The 13,195-nt window shown below is 67.7% G+C and carries 13 protein-coding genes; 5 read left to right on the top strand and 8 right to left on the bottom strand.

Going from position 1 to position 13,195, the window contains the following annotated elements; translation table 11 throughout:
- Positions 1–23: 23 nt before the first annotated feature.
- The 5 genes from AC59HU_RS06215 to AC59HU_RS06195 form a co-directional block, all read right to left on the bottom strand.
- Entirely contained in the window at positions 24–848 is an 825-nt protein-coding gene (locus tag AC59HU_RS06215; RefSeq protein WP_497222485.1) for a carbohydrate ABC transporter permease, read from the bottom strand.
- Positions 841–1,809 carry a carbohydrate ABC transporter permease gene (locus tag AC59HU_RS06210; protein WP_497222484.1) on the bottom strand — a complete coding sequence of 323 codons (969 nt, stop codon included), beginning with the start codon at positions 1,807–1,809 and terminating at the stop codon, positions 841–843. Before AC59HU_RS06210 ends, AC59HU_RS06215 begins: the two co-directional genes overlap by 8 nt.
- Positions 1,810–1,841: 32 nt before the next feature.
- Positions 1,842–3,077: an ABC transporter substrate-binding protein gene (locus AC59HU_RS06205; RefSeq protein ID WP_497222483.1), complete on the bottom strand. Its 1,236-nt coding sequence runs from the start codon at positions 3,075–3,077 to the stop codon at positions 1,842–1,844.
- Positions 3,078–3,328: 251 nt separating this feature from the next.
- Complete coding sequence (locus AC59HU_RS06200) at positions 3,329–4,465, bottom strand: LacI family DNA-binding transcriptional regulator (protein ID WP_497222482.1); 1,137 nt, start codon at positions 4,463–4,465, stop codon at positions 3,329–3,331.
- Positions 4,466–5,294: 829 nt separating this feature from the next.
- Positions 5,295–5,612 carry an NIPSNAP family protein gene (locus AC59HU_RS06195; RefSeq protein WP_382309831.1) on the bottom strand — a complete coding sequence of 106 codons (318 nt, stop codon included), beginning with the start codon at positions 5,610–5,612 and terminating at the stop codon, positions 5,295–5,297.
- Between the two features lie 397 nt (positions 5,613–6,009).
- On the opposite strand from AC59HU_RS06195, the gene AC59HU_RS06190 reads away from it, so the two are divergent.
- From AC59HU_RS06190 to AC59HU_RS06180, 3 genes are all read left to right on the top strand, one after another.
- Complete coding sequence (locus AC59HU_RS06190; protein WP_497222481.1) at positions 6,010–6,399, top strand: VOC family protein; 390 nt, start codon at positions 6,010–6,012, stop codon at positions 6,397–6,399.
- 148 nt (positions 6,400–6,547) lie between these two features.
- Positions 6,548–7,171 (top strand): TetR/AcrR family transcriptional regulator, encoded by a 624-nt coding sequence (locus AC59HU_RS06185; protein ID WP_497222480.1) that lies wholly within the window; start codon positions 6,548–6,550, stop codon positions 7,169–7,171.
- Positions 7,172–7,454: 283 nt separating this feature from the next.
- Positions 7,455–8,432 (top strand): GlxA family transcriptional regulator, encoded by a 978-nt coding sequence (locus AC59HU_RS06180; protein ID WP_497222479.1) that lies wholly within the window; start codon positions 7,455–7,457, stop codon positions 8,430–8,432.
- A gap of 47 nt (positions 8,433–8,479) precedes the next feature.
- Here the strand turns inward: AC59HU_RS06180 and AC59HU_RS06175 are convergent, their stop codons facing one another.
- Positions 8,480–9,322 carry an alpha/beta fold hydrolase gene (locus tag AC59HU_RS06175; protein ID WP_497222478.1) on the bottom strand — a complete coding sequence of 281 codons (843 nt, stop codon included), beginning with the start codon at positions 9,320–9,322 and terminating at the stop codon, positions 8,480–8,482.
- Between the two features lie 183 nt (positions 9,323–9,505).
- Here AC59HU_RS06175 and AC59HU_RS06170 point away from each other — a divergent pair, with 183 nt between their 5' ends.
- Positions 9,506–9,688, top strand: a complete 183-nt coding sequence (locus tag AC59HU_RS06170) for a hypothetical protein (RefSeq protein WP_497222477.1) — start codon at positions 9,506–9,508, stop codon at positions 9,686–9,688.
- 127 nt (positions 9,689–9,815) lie between these two features.
- Here the strand turns inward: AC59HU_RS06170 and AC59HU_RS06165 are convergent, their stop codons facing one another.
- Entirely contained in the window at positions 9,816–10,388 is a 573-nt protein-coding gene (locus AC59HU_RS06165; protein WP_497222476.1) for a TetR/AcrR family transcriptional regulator, read from the bottom strand.
- Between the two features lie 156 nt (positions 10,389–10,544).
- Positions 10,545–11,984, bottom strand: a complete 1,440-nt coding sequence (locus AC59HU_RS06160) for an MFS transporter (RefSeq protein WP_497222475.1) — start codon at positions 11,982–11,984, stop codon at positions 10,545–10,547.
- A gap of 121 nt (positions 11,985–12,105) precedes the next feature.
- Here AC59HU_RS06160 and AC59HU_RS06155 point away from each other — a divergent pair, with 121 nt between their 5' ends.
- Entirely contained in the window at positions 12,106–13,185 is a 1,080-nt protein-coding gene (locus AC59HU_RS06155) for a permuted SH3 domain-containing protein (RefSeq protein ID WP_497222474.1), read from the top strand.
- Positions 13,186–13,195: the final 10 nt, after the last annotated feature.

Below are 13,195 nucleotides of genomic sequence, written 5' to 3'. Positions count from 1 at the left end.
GATGCGGAGGGCCGTCCGCGCGTTCAGCGGCCCCCGAAGCCTCCCGCCGCGAGACCGCTGATGAGATGGCGCTGCATGAAGACGACGAGGAAGAGGCTCGGGACGGTCGAGATGACGCAGCCCGCCATGACCAGGTGCCATGCCGTCGTGAACTGGGTCGTGAACATGGACAGGCCGAGCGGGACGGTGGCCATGTCGGTCGAGTTCACGATCACCAGCGGCCACAGGAAGCTGTTCCAGTAGGAGATGAAGGTGAAGACCGCCAGCACGGCGAGGGCAGGACGGATCAGGGGGACGAGGATGCTCCAGATGATGCGGGGCCGTGAGGCGCCGTCGAGCGTGGCCGCCTCCTCGAGCTCCTCGGGGATCGAGAGCAGGAACTGCCGGAGGAGGAAGGCGCCGAAGGCGGCGAACGCGGCGGGCAGGATGAGCGCCGTGTAGGTGTTCACGAGGCCGAGGGATCGCATCAGGATGAACTGGGGGATGACGAGCACCTCCTGGGGCAGCACCATCGACGCGATGAAGAGCAGGAACAGGCGGTCGCGGAACCGGAAGGGCAGGCGCGAGAAGGCGTACGCCGAGAGGACGGAGACCACCAAGGTCAGGAGCGTGCCCACGCTGGCGACGAACAGGCCGTTGAGGACGAACCGCCCGAAGTCGATCCGCGTCCACGCCTCCGCGTAGTTCGAGAACATGACCTGCGAGCCCCAGAGCTGGAGGCCGCCCGAGAAGATCTCGTCCGACGGCTTGAGCGACGTGCTGATCATCCAGACGAAGGGGAAGACGAAGCCCAGCGAGACGAGAGCGACCAGGCCGGTGTTAATCCACACCCGGGCGGAGTCACGCATAGTGGACCAGCTTCCTCTGGGCGATGAACTGCAGGGCGGTGACGACCATCACGAGGGCGAACACGACCCAGCCGATGGCGGAGGCGTATCCGAGCCGGTCGAACGTGAACCCGGATTGGTAGAGGTACAGCACGAGGGTGTTCGTGCTCTGACCGGGGCCGCCGCGGGTCATCATGTAGGGCTGCACGAAGATCTGGAACGCGCCGATCACGGTCATGACGGTGGTGAAGAAGAGGGAGGGCGTGATCAAAGGGAGCGTGACGGATCGGAAGCGCGTGAACGCGCCCGCTCCGTCGATGCGTGCGGCCTCCAGCACCGATCTGTCGACCGCATCGAGCCCGGCGCCGATGATGACCATGTTGTAGCCGAAGCTCTGCCACACGGAGACGATGATGATCGACGTGAGCGCCCATCCGCCGGTGCCGAGCCAGCTCGGTCCCTGGATGCCGACCGTGGCCAGCAGGGTGTTGACCAGGCCGTCGTCGCTGAGGATGAAGCGCCAGATCAGGGCGTTCGCGACCATCGGTGTCAGCGCCGGGAGCAGGAAGAGCACCCGGAAGATCGACCGGCCCTTGATCCGGGTCGTCAGCCAGGTCGCCATCGCGGTCGCGAGCGCGATGTTCAGCGGGACGTAGACGAAGACGATGATCAGCGTGTTACCGACGATGGTCCAGAAGCTCGGATCGTCGAAGAGCAGGCGGCGGTAGTTGTCCAGGCCGATGAACTCGGGCGTCCCGAGCAGGGACCAGTCGAACAGGCTCATCCCGAGAGACGCGACGAGCGGGCCGATGACGAAGACGAGGAGCCCGATGACGCCCGGGGCCAGGTACAGCGCGGCGGTGAGTCCGCCGCCCTCAGCCTGCCCTCGGGCCCTCCTGCGTCCCGCTCGGGGGGAGGCCGCGAGGGCCTCCCCCCGAGCGGTGTCCGCGACGGGTTCGGCGACGGCGAGTCGTTCGCTCATGGTCGAGGTCTCGGGTCTCATGTCGTCGGGAGTCAGTCGCCGACCGACGACTGCACCTGCTCCAGGATCTCCTTCGCCGACATCGAGCCGCTGAAGCCCTCCGGGAGGTACTGGGTGAGGAGGGTGTCGGTGTTGGACCAGTTCTCGACGTAGGGCGCGACGGTGCCGTTCTGGAGGACCGAGCCGACGGTGCTGGCATAGGCGGGGTCGCCGGCGGCCAGGAAATCGTCGAGCACGGCGGTGCGTGCCGGGACGGTGCCGATGGAGTCGGCGGCGACCTTCATGGTCTCGGGGCTCGTCAGGGCCGTCAGAGCCGTGAAGGCCTGGTCCTTGTCGGCGCAGGATGCGGAGATGCCGTAGCCGGAGCCGGTCACGAACTGCGGCCCGTTGCCGTCGGGGCTCGGGATGGGGGCGACGCCCACGTTCCCCTCGCCCAGGGCGCTGACGAGCGTGCTGTAGTCCCAGGTGCCGCCCACGATCATCCCGACGTCGCCCTGCGCGAACGCGTCCTGCTGCGTGGCGGTCTCACCCGCCGTCACCGGGGCCGCGTAGCCGTTCGCCGCGAGATCCAGGTACGACTGCAGCGTGGACTCCACTCCCTCGTTCGTCAGGTCGAGGCCGCCGTCCCCGTCGGACCAGGTCTGCCCGGCGGCGACCGCGAAGGGACCGAACCAGAACCAGCTGCTCCCGTAGGCGAATCCCTTGTTGCCGTCCTTCGAGAGGGCGGCCGCGGCATCCTCGAACTGGGCGGAGGTGAACTGCGCCGTCGGCTCGGCGACGCCGTAGCGCTGGAAGAGCGACTTGTTGTAGTAGATGACGAGCGCGGAGGAGTCGTAGGGCAGCGCCTTGATCTTCCCGTCGATCGTCATCCCGTCGATCATCGCCGAATTGAAATCGGAGGCCGAGATGCCCGCCGAGGCGAGCTGGTCGTCCAGGGGAGCGAGGATGCTGTCGATCGACGAGGTCTTGTCCGACTGCGTCGCGACGAGGCACGGCGCGTCGCCACCGGAGTACCGGGTCTTGATCTGGGTCCAGTAGTCGGCGAAGGAGGGCCCCTCGTAGCTGAGGGTGATCCCGTCGAGCTGGCTCTGGGCGGCGTCGACGAACGTGTCCCACTGGCTCTCGGACCCGGACGCCCAGGTGTAGAGCGCCACCTCGCCGGAGGGCTCCGAGCTCGAGGAGGGGGAGCTGCAGGCGGACAGGCCGAGGAGCAGGGCGGTGCCGGCGCCGATCGCGGCGATCACCGGCGGTCGAACGGAAGATCTCATGTGAACCTCTTCAGAAGGGCCACCGGCGTCAGGGTTCTCCGGTGGGCGGGGAGTAGGGATCCGGACGGGTGCCCGGAGCGACGCCAGTGGTTCATCGCCTCGCAAGGAGGGACTCTGACACAGGAATTTGGACCGGTCAAATTACGTTTCGGGCACGTAAAATCCGGCCGGTCCCAGGTAACAGTCCTGTGTCCTGGGGGAGGAGACGTCCGATCGCGTCCGACAATGGACGGTTCACGCACGAAGGGGCGTCAGCGCACGGGCTCCCGCGTGCTCGCCCTGCGGACGAGCACCGGCTCGAGTATCACCGCTCGATGGACGTGTCCCAAGTCCTCGTCCAGCGACTCGCCCAGGAGGAGCTCCACAGCGTTCTCGCCCACCCGCACGCCGTCCGTCTCGGATGCGGTCAGGGGGGTGTCGGAGCGGATCTCGTCGGTGTTGCCCTCGCACGACGCGATGGCGACGTCCGCGGGTACGTCGACACCGGCGCGGAGGAGCTGGCGCATGATGGAGGCGCCGAGCGCGGCCGTCGCGACGACGACCCCATCCGGTCGCTCCTGCGGCGCACGCTCGGCGAGGGCCCGTCCCACGGTCTCGCCGTGCGTCGCCGTCAATCCGCCGGCGTCGATGATCTCGGCATCGAGGTCCAGCCGGGCCTCGGCCAGCCTCCGGAGCACACCCTGCTGGCGTCGCGTGACGGGCTGGTACTCGGTCATCCCCGTCACCCAGGCGATCCTCGTCGAACCGCCGCGCAGCAGCTCGTCCGCCGCCAGGTATCCGGCGAGCTCCTCGTCGACCAGCACCCGACAGGCGTCGAGACCCTCATCCTCGAAGTTGACCGTGACGACCGGCCGCCCCCGCCGGTGAGCGCGACGGACGCCGTCCATCGGGCTCCGGATGGGCGCGACGACGATCCCCCGCGCGCGCGTCGAGTCGAAGTAGTCCATGTACCCGCTCTGCCGCACTGCGCCGTCGTCGTTGTTGGAGACGATCGTGGCGATCAGGAGGCTGCACCCGGCGTCCTGGGCCGCCTTCTGGGCGCCCCTGGCCACGTCGACGAAGAACGAGCTGAGGAGCCCCGGCAGGATGAGCCCGATCACGTTGTTCTGCCCGAGCGTCAGCGAACGGGCGTTGCCGTCGGGCACGAACCCCAGCGCGTCGATCGACTTGAGGACCCGCTCCCGCGTCTGCGGCCGGACCCGATCGGGGTAGTTCAGGACGTTCGAGACCGTCCCGCGCGAGACTCCCGCGTGGTGGGCGACCTCGCGGACGCCCGGGACGGGGGGGTGCGTCGACTGCCCCATGAGCTCCTCCCGCGCCGACATGACATCCGCGGCACCGCTGCTGAGCGGCCGTGCCGCGCCGTCGTACGGAGGCGAATCTACCATCCGCCTTCCGCGCCGCTGTTCATCCCGCCGGCGGCTCGCTCACGAGCCGAAGCCGGTGAGTGAGCCGCGGTCGTCGAACCGAGCTGTCGAGGCCCGGGCGATCTCCCATCGGTTTCCCTCCGGGTCAGCGACGTAGCCGGAACGCCCACCCCATTCGCGTCGAGGGTGCCGAGACGGGCATGGCGACGGCTTCCTCTCGCGGGTGTCATGGGGATCGTCTCGCGTGGCGGGCGTGCGGCCGCCGGGGATCGGATCGAGGTACAGCTGCCGCCGGAACCGCGTCTTCCCCTGACTCGCGTGTGAGCTCAGGCGGAGCGGCTCGGAGCGTGGGGGTGAGGGTCATTCAGGAAGCTATTGACATAACAGTTGTTATGGGTGTTTGAAACACACGTGTTTACACCTTTTAAACGCGCGCGGTCTGTCCTTTCAATCCCTGACCTGATGGTGCAGACAGTCTCGATAGGGGATGGTCCAGCGGTCTGCTAACAAGCCGCCAGACACGCCGAGGTTCTGCGCCCCGTTTGCCTGTTCCGAAATGCTGTCCGGTAACGGAGCCGTTCCCGAGCATTAATGGTCCCGTTGAGGGATCGGCTAACGTGCAGCGGGGATGACGAATAGCGCTGTGAAAACGCGGCCACTTAGCGCTGCGATTCACAGAAGGGGAGTGGCCGGCCGTGTCCACCCCGGTTGAGCTCGCCTTAGATTTCTGAGGCAATAGCCTTCGCGATATGCGGCACTCTTGCGTGGTAGTTTGCCGGGGCTATGGGCATCGCAACAGTTGTGTATCCGGCGGGCGGCCGGATTGCGTGCGCGAAGCGCATGCGCCGGGTCATTGTGTGTTGCGGCGGAGTGGTTGCATTAGGGTGCGGTCCCAGCGCAGCACGCAGCCGGTGTCGGTGCGCAGCCGGTCGGCGGCAATGAAATCGGGGTCGACGCCGAAGTTCTCGCGGTAGGCCTCGTAGGCGGTGAGGCTTTCGAAGGTGAAGAGCGCAAGAGCTTTGTCGCTGGCACCTTCCGACGGCAGGTAGTAGCCGTGATGCACCCCGCCCTCACGCTCGACGAGTTCGATCCATCGGGCTGAGTAGGTTTCGAACTGCGTGATCTTGCTTGGATCGATCGTGTAGTCGATCACGAAGGTGACGGGCATGGGCGGCGCTTCCTGTCAGGGTGTTGACGAACCCGGGTCGTCTGTCAGCAGACGTGCTGTGGGGGCTCCCCCGATCCGGGAGCTTCCATCGAAGGGGTATCCGCATACGAGCACGACCGCTTGATCGGCGCCGTGGTCTTCGTGGTAGAGCTCGATGGGCGTCGAGTTCTCTCGTCCAACGGTGATGTATCCCATGTCCTTGTCCCCGCATCGTTGTGCGCGAGCTTGTCTACCGCTGGGCGCACGGCCTTGTTGTGGCGGCGTGCTGATGACTCTACTGGCTGTCTTAGACGGTTGTAAAGAACATCTTTGACATCTGTCAATGATGTGCCACACTGATCCAAGCTCACCGCGTGAGCTACCGGCAAGAACGCCGAACCTGAACAGGGAGACCACCATGATCGATCACGTGTACATTTCCGCTAGCGACCCGGAACGTTCGTTCAGATTTCTCGTCTCGGCTTTGAAGCCGCTTGGATGGGAAGAGTTCGGGCAGTTCAGCTCCGGCGGGCCGGGCACTGCCGTCGACACCTGGGGTCTCGCGGACGGGGCAAACAGCATCTGGCTTCGACCCGGTAAGAAGGACTCGATCGAGGGCATCTACCTCGGCATCGCCGCAGACAGCACAGACGCCGTCGATGCGACCTACGCTGCCGCGTTGGCCGCCGGCGGGAACGACGACGGAGCACCCGGCCCGCGTCCCCAATTCGCTGAAGGCTACTACGCAGCCAACTTCACCGACTTCGACGGCAACCAGTTCGAGATCGTGAAGAAGAGCTGGGCATAGGTACCCCAGCCCGCCTCCGGTCCATCCGCGCTGCACAGTTCGCCCGACGAGACCTGATCCGAGAGCGGTACCTCAGACGATGCCGCTCTCGGCAGCTTCTCCAAGCGGGATCTGTGGCACCGCCCCCGCTCATCAACACCAAGGATCTGTGCAACGAACCAACACAGCAATCCGATCCACCGAAAGAGCAAACCTGCTTATGGGAGCACGTCCGATCTCATCCGACCCACGGTCGCAGAAATCACGCCAGCAGATCCTGGACGCCCTGCACGCTCAGGCGCGGGCCGGAGAGCTCACCAGCATCTCCTCGTTGAGTGAGGCTGCCGGCGTCACTCGAGCAACCTTCTACAACCATTTCGACATCCTCGAGGAAGCAGCATGGTTCGCCATCCTCGACAGCTTCGACCACCTCATCGCCCGAGCATTCGAGAAACGTGACGAGGGCATCCAGTTGAGGGTCGCGGCGATCGAGAACCTTCGGCTCATCGTCGAGCTGCTGCGCGCCGAACCGCAGCTCTTCCATCTGGCGGACACCTACGACAACGGCTCCGACCTCCGTGGAATAGGCGAGATCTTCCGCGTTCAAACCCGCCTCGTCTGGAAGGACAGCGGGAACGTCTCGGCCACAGCGGAAGTCGAAATCACCTACGCTGCCGCCGGGCTGTACGCCGTGCTCTCGACGGGTGCTCGAGGCAACGAAGACGCTGGCGAGATCGCTCGGGTGGCGCATTCCCTTCTCCCGGAATGGATGCGCCAACCCAACCGCACTTGACCGTCATCATCGAGGATTCCGCCCGGTCATCGTGTAGCGCTCCCTCGCGAATCGCGAGGCAGTTATCAACAGCACGCTGTGTAGGCCTTCCGACGGCGATCTGAGACGTCTCGAAACCTTCGGACTTTTGAGATAGGTGTGACTCGCCGATGTCTGACCGGGGGCGTTGATGGCGGTGCGCGCTCGTGCTTTACTTGCTCCCACCGTGTGCATTCGCTTTGTGCGTGTGACGGGTCGGTCATTCTGACGATGCACCGCCTGATGAGCACACGAGAGGCCGACCATGTCGAGTTCTGGTCACCGAGTAGCCCTGCTCGTGTTCGACGACATGAAGCTGCTCGACCTCGCCGGGCCGGCCGAGGTCTTCGCTGAGGCGAATCACTTCGGTGCCGACTACCGGATGAGCATGGTCTCGGTCGACGGCCGTGATGTGCGGACCTCGATGGGGATGAGGATTCCCGTGGACTCCTCGGCCGCGTCGCGGGGGGCGTTCGACACGGTGGTCGTCACCGGCGGCGAGGCGTTTCCCGCGGGCGAGGTCACCGAAGCTCTGGCATCGGCGGCGGTGAGCATGTCGAAACGCGCAGCCCGTACGGCGTCGATCTGCACCGGGGCGTTCGTTTTGGCTGCGGCCGGCCTGCTCGACGGCAAGCGAGCCACCACCCACTGGCATCACACACGGGAGCTCGCCCGGCGCTATCCCGGAATACGGGTTCAGCCGGACGCCATCGTGGTCGAGGACGACGCGACGTACACCTCGGCCGGTGTGACGGCCGGGATCGATCTGGCGTTGACGCTCCTCGAGCAGGATGAGGGCGCCGAGGTCGCGCGAGGTGTCGCTCGCGCCTTGGTCGTCTATCTTCGGCGGGACGGTGGTCAGACCCAGTTCTCCGACAGTCTGCTCGCTCCGGTAAGGGAGGCGTCGCTGCTGCGCGTGGTGGTGAGCGCGGTCATGGCCGACCCGTCGGCTGAGCACACCGCCTCGAGCATGGCGGCGATCGCTCGGGTGAGTCCTCGGCACCTCTCTCGGTTGTTCCATGACGAGCTGGCGACGACTCCGGGCAAGTACGTGGAGATCGTGCGGGTGGACAAGGCGAAGTCGCTTCTCGATCTGGGGCACACCGTCACGCGCGTGGCGGAGGACTCCGGCTTCGGCACATCCGAATCTCTCAGACGTGCCTTCATCGCCCATCTGTCGGTGCCGCCGTCGGTGTACCAGCGCCGCTTCTCTTCCGCCGCTGGTCAGACCCGCGCCGTGTGAAGCCGGCGCGGGTCCGATCGGGTCATCGTCGAGCTGCGCGCAGATTCCTAGGACGCGAGGAAGTGCAGCAGGTGGTCGTTCACCTCGGCGGAGTGGGTCCAGCCGAAGCCGTGCGGAGCTCCCTCGATCTCGATGTACTCGCTCTCCGGGAAGACCGCGTGGAAGGCGCGGCCGGTCGCATCGATGGGCAGGATGCGGTCCAGCGTGCCCTGCATGATGAGGCTCCGGACTCCACTGGCGCGGATCTTCTCGATGTCTCCGCGGAAGTCCTCGTGCCAGGCCGGCACAACGGCCCACGCGGCGCGCATGGAGCCGGCGGTGGCCACGTTCCAGCTGTTGGTGACCACTTCCTGACTGACCCTGCTGCCGAGGTTCTCATCGAGGTTGTAGAAGTCGCTGTAGAACGCGGTGTAGAACGCGTACGGGTCGTCTTTCGCGGCCGTGACGAAACCGTCGAAGGCCTCCTGCGGAAGTCCGTTCGGGTGGTCGTCGGTCTTCAGCAGGAACGGTTCGATCGGAGCGAGGAAGGCGATCTTCGCAAGGCGATCCGTCCCGTACGTGGCGGTGTAGCGGCCCACCTCGCCCGTACCCATCGAGAAGCCCACGAGCAGGACGTCGCGCAGGTCGAGAGTCGTCAGCACCGTATCGAGATCGGCGGCGAAGGTGTCGTAGTCGTAGCCGACGCTCGGCTGGCTCGACTTGCCGAACCCCCGACGGTCGTAGGTGATGACCCGGTAGCCGGCCGCGAGAAGCGCCCGCGTCTGAGGCAGCCAGGACGCGCCGCTGAGCGGGTAGCCGTGGATCAGGACGACCGGCTGCCCCGTTCCGTGGTCTTCGTAGTACAGGTCGATCGACGTGCTGTTCTCTTTACCCACTGAGATGACGGACATGATTTGCTTTCCTCGCTGAGGTACGGAGCCGGAGGGCCCCTCGACATCACCCCGAATGAGGCGATGACCTCAGTCTCGGGAGCCTGCGCATCCAGCGCCCCGCAGCCAGGGCCGTACATCCCAGACATCCGGACGTAAATCCCCGTCGGCAGCGCGCGGACGTGGATCGATTTCGAGCCCGTCGTGTTGCTCGTTCCGAAAGTCCACCGGGATGGCACCCATCACATCCTGCAGGTCGAGATCAAGCTCGTCGGCAGGCCGGCCTTCGATGCATGGCTGGGCAAGTTCGACTCCAGATCCGAAGCCGACACGCGCTGGGGGGAGTTCCTGCGCGACCTCGGCAACCAGGTGCCCGCTGAGGGCTAATCCGTCACTATTGACATAACGGTCAATATCCGCGTCCCCTTGTCCGTTCGCCTTCGCGCGAACCCGGTCTTTCGGGAGTCGGTTCGTGTTGATTCGCCGGATGCACGCCCGAGGGGGCGTGTCTGCGCTATCGAAGAGCTCGCCCTAAGTCGTCCTGCGCCGCGGCGGGCCCGAGCAGGGAAGTGATGCGCTCGGCGACCCGGCGGCGGAACTCCGGGGTGAGGGGCTCGGCGTCGAAGGCGTCGTAGGCCCAGAGGCCGTCGGCGGCCAGGCGCAGCACGAAGCGGTCGAGCGCAGCGGGGTCGGCGGCCGCCTCGGCCGGAGTGGGCGACCAGCGGTGCTGCACCGCCGCCCAGATCGCGGCGAACCGCGGGTCGTGGGCCGCGTCGACGAGCAGGGCGAACTCGGCCGCCGACGCGTCCTCGCTGGTTGCGCGGGCATAGGCCGCGATCCGCTCGTCGGCCGTCGCGTCCTCGGCGGGCTTGCCTGCTGCGGCGACGAGCTGCGCCTCCCACTCCGCGGCGAGGTGTTCGTGCAGGGCGAGCACGAGGGCATCGCGGTCACGGAAGTGGTACATCATCCCGCCGCGGGTGAGCCTGGCCTCCTCCGCCGTGGCCTCGAGCGTGAGGGCGCGCAGGCCCGCCCGCCCGACCACCCGGGCAGCGGCGTCGAGGATCTTCGCGCGGTTGTTTGGTCTCACAGTTCTCCTCGGGTGGTCGGCGGTGGCGGCGGGATGCGGTGGACGCCTTCGGCGATGGCGATGCGGGTGCCGGGTTTGGTGACGGTGCGGATGCGGTGGTGGCGTTGAATGGTCACGGCGGCGGGGGCGGTGGCGGTGCGGACGCGGCAGCCTCGGTCAGTGGTTCACGAGCGTACCGGCGCGGGTGCCCCGGAGCAGGACGGTCGTGACGACCGCGGCCACGGTGAGCACGGCCGCCACGATCATCATGATCGTCAGAAATCCGCTTTCGGCCGCCGCGTCGGCACCAGCGGCGCCAGCAGCATCCGCACCGCCCGCGCCTTGCCCGGCACCGCCGAACGCGCTCAGGATCAGCCCGCCCAGTACGGCGACGGCCGTCAGGCTGCCGAACTCGTACGAGACCTCTTCGACCGACGACGCCATCCCGGCCCGGTGCACCGGCGCGTTCCCGACGATCGCGGCCGAGGCCGCCGCCATCACGAGGCCGAGCCCGGCTCCGGCGACGACGAGACCGACGAGCATCCACCCCCAGCCGAGGGTGAGCAGCAGGGGAGCGACCGCGGTGCCGACCGCGCCGACCGCGAAGCCGCCCCCGATCAGCAGGCGGGGATCGGTGCGGTGCAGCACCGCACCGCCCGCCAGGGCCGAGGGGAGCGAACCGAGCGCCAGGGCCGCGACCACGAGTCCGGCCTGCAGCGGGCTGAAGCCCTCGACCAGCTGGAACCGCTGCGCGGTCACGAGCTCGGTGCCGGCCACGGCGAACATCGACAGCCCGGCCGCGATCACGCCGGCGAGCACCGCCGGGTGCCGGAACAGCGCGAAGTCGAGCAGCGGGTACGGCAACCGGCGCTGGCGCCGCACGAAGAACCAGAACGCCACCACCGCGACCGCGAGTGTGCCGCCGACGAGCGGCCAGGCCGCGTCGGCGCCTTTCGCGGCCTCCTTGACCGCGACCACGAGGCCCGCGAGCCCGACCATCGCCTGCACGGAGGAGAGCAGATCCCACGGCCGCCCCGGGTGACGCTCGCCGCGGGGCGCGACGAGCATCGTGGCGACGAGAGCGGCGATGACGACCGGCACGTTGATCAGGAACACCGAGCCCCACCAGAAGAACTCCAGCAGCAGGCCGCCGAGGATGGGGCCGAGTGCGGCGCCCACGACCGCCAGGCTGCCCCAGAGCCCGATCGCGATGTTGCGCTCGCGCTCGTCCGTGAAGGCGACCCGGATGAGCGCGAGGGTCGCCGGCATCATGGCGGCCGCGCCGACCGCGAGCAGGGCCCGCGCCGCGATCAGGGCGAGCGGCACGGGGGAGAAGGCGGCGAACGCCGAGGCCGCACCGAAGATCACCAGGCCGATCACGAACATCCGGCGGTGGCCGACGCGGTCGCCGAGGGTCCCTGCGCCCAGCAGCAGCCCCGCCATCACGAGCGGGTAGGCGTTGATGATCCAGAGGCTCTCGGTGCTCGTGGTGCCGAGCTCGCGGGTCAGTGTGGGCAAGGCGGTGTAGAGCACCGAGTTGTCGAGGGTGATCAGCAGCAGTCCGGTCGAGACCGTGGCGAGCAGCACCCAGCGGCGGCGGGCGGAGAGAGCGGTCATGTCTGTAACTATACATTTATGAATGTTTAGTTGGCTGGGTACTCACCCCGCCCCGCCACACCCGTCCAATAGGGTGGCCTGGTGCCCGCGGGGATCGCGTCCGCGGCCGGGGAGGAAGCACGTGGGAGTCGTCAGGAAATGGGTGCTGCCGATCATCCGCATCGTCATCATCGGGGTGATCGCGGTGGCCCTCGGCAAGCTCGCCTTCTTCCCGGACCAGCCGGTCGAGGCCGACCCGGCGGTGCCCACCGGTGAGCTCGTCGAGCCGCGCATCGCCGCGACCCTCGGCACCATCACGAACGACGTCGTGGTGAAGGCCACGGTGTCGGCGGATGCGGCGGTGCCCGTCAAGTCCACCGCCGCCGGCACCGTCGACGAGATCTTCGTCGCCACCGGGGCGCCTATCGCGGCGGGTGACACCGTCTTCGACGTCAAGGTCGAGATCGTGCGCGACCCGGCCGCCTCCGTGGACGCGGAGGGCAAGCCGCTGCCCGCGATCTTCCGCTACGAGAAGGTGACCGCGGCGGCCGGCGGCATCCTCAGCTCGCTCTCCGTCATCCCGGGCCAATCGGTCACGATCGGGATGACGGCGGGGCAGATCGCCCCGCCGAGCTTCTCGGTCTCGGGTTCGATCGAACCCGCCCAGCAGTACCGACTGGTGAACCAGCCGACCGAGGCCTCGATCGCGATCACCGGCGGGCCGGCGCCCTTCGTCTGCACGGGGCTGCGCATCCTGACCCCGCTGCCGGGGAGCACCGGCGACGACACCGGTGGCTCCGGTGCCGGCACGGGCGCAGGCGTCGGCATCGGAGGCGGCGGCGGCGGTTCGACCGGCGGCGGATCGGGCTCCGGCACGACCGTGACCTGCCCGGTGCCCGAGGGGGTCACCGTCTTCTCCGGCCTCGCGGCCGAGATGACGATCGCCGGCGGCAAGGCCGAGAACGTGCTGGTCGTGCCGACCACCGCGGTGCGCGGAGCCGCTCAGAACGGCACCGTCTGGGTGTCGACCCCGGATGGCGGCACCGAGGAGCGCGCGGTCGGCCTCGGCCTCAGCGACGGCAGCCAGGTGCAGATCACGGGCGGCCTGACGGAGGGCGAGGAGATCCTCGAGTTCGCGCCCGGTGCGCTCGCGGTGCCGGACGGCGACGGCTGCATGACCCAGCCCGGAGGCGGCATGGTCTGCGCCGAGCCCGTCCGATGAGGCGGGCCGC

Source organism: Herbiconiux sp. 320_LB (assembly GCF_059691755.1).
The sequence above is the reverse complement of the archived record's forward strand: the minus strand, read 5'-3'. Positions and strand labels throughout refer to the sequence as shown.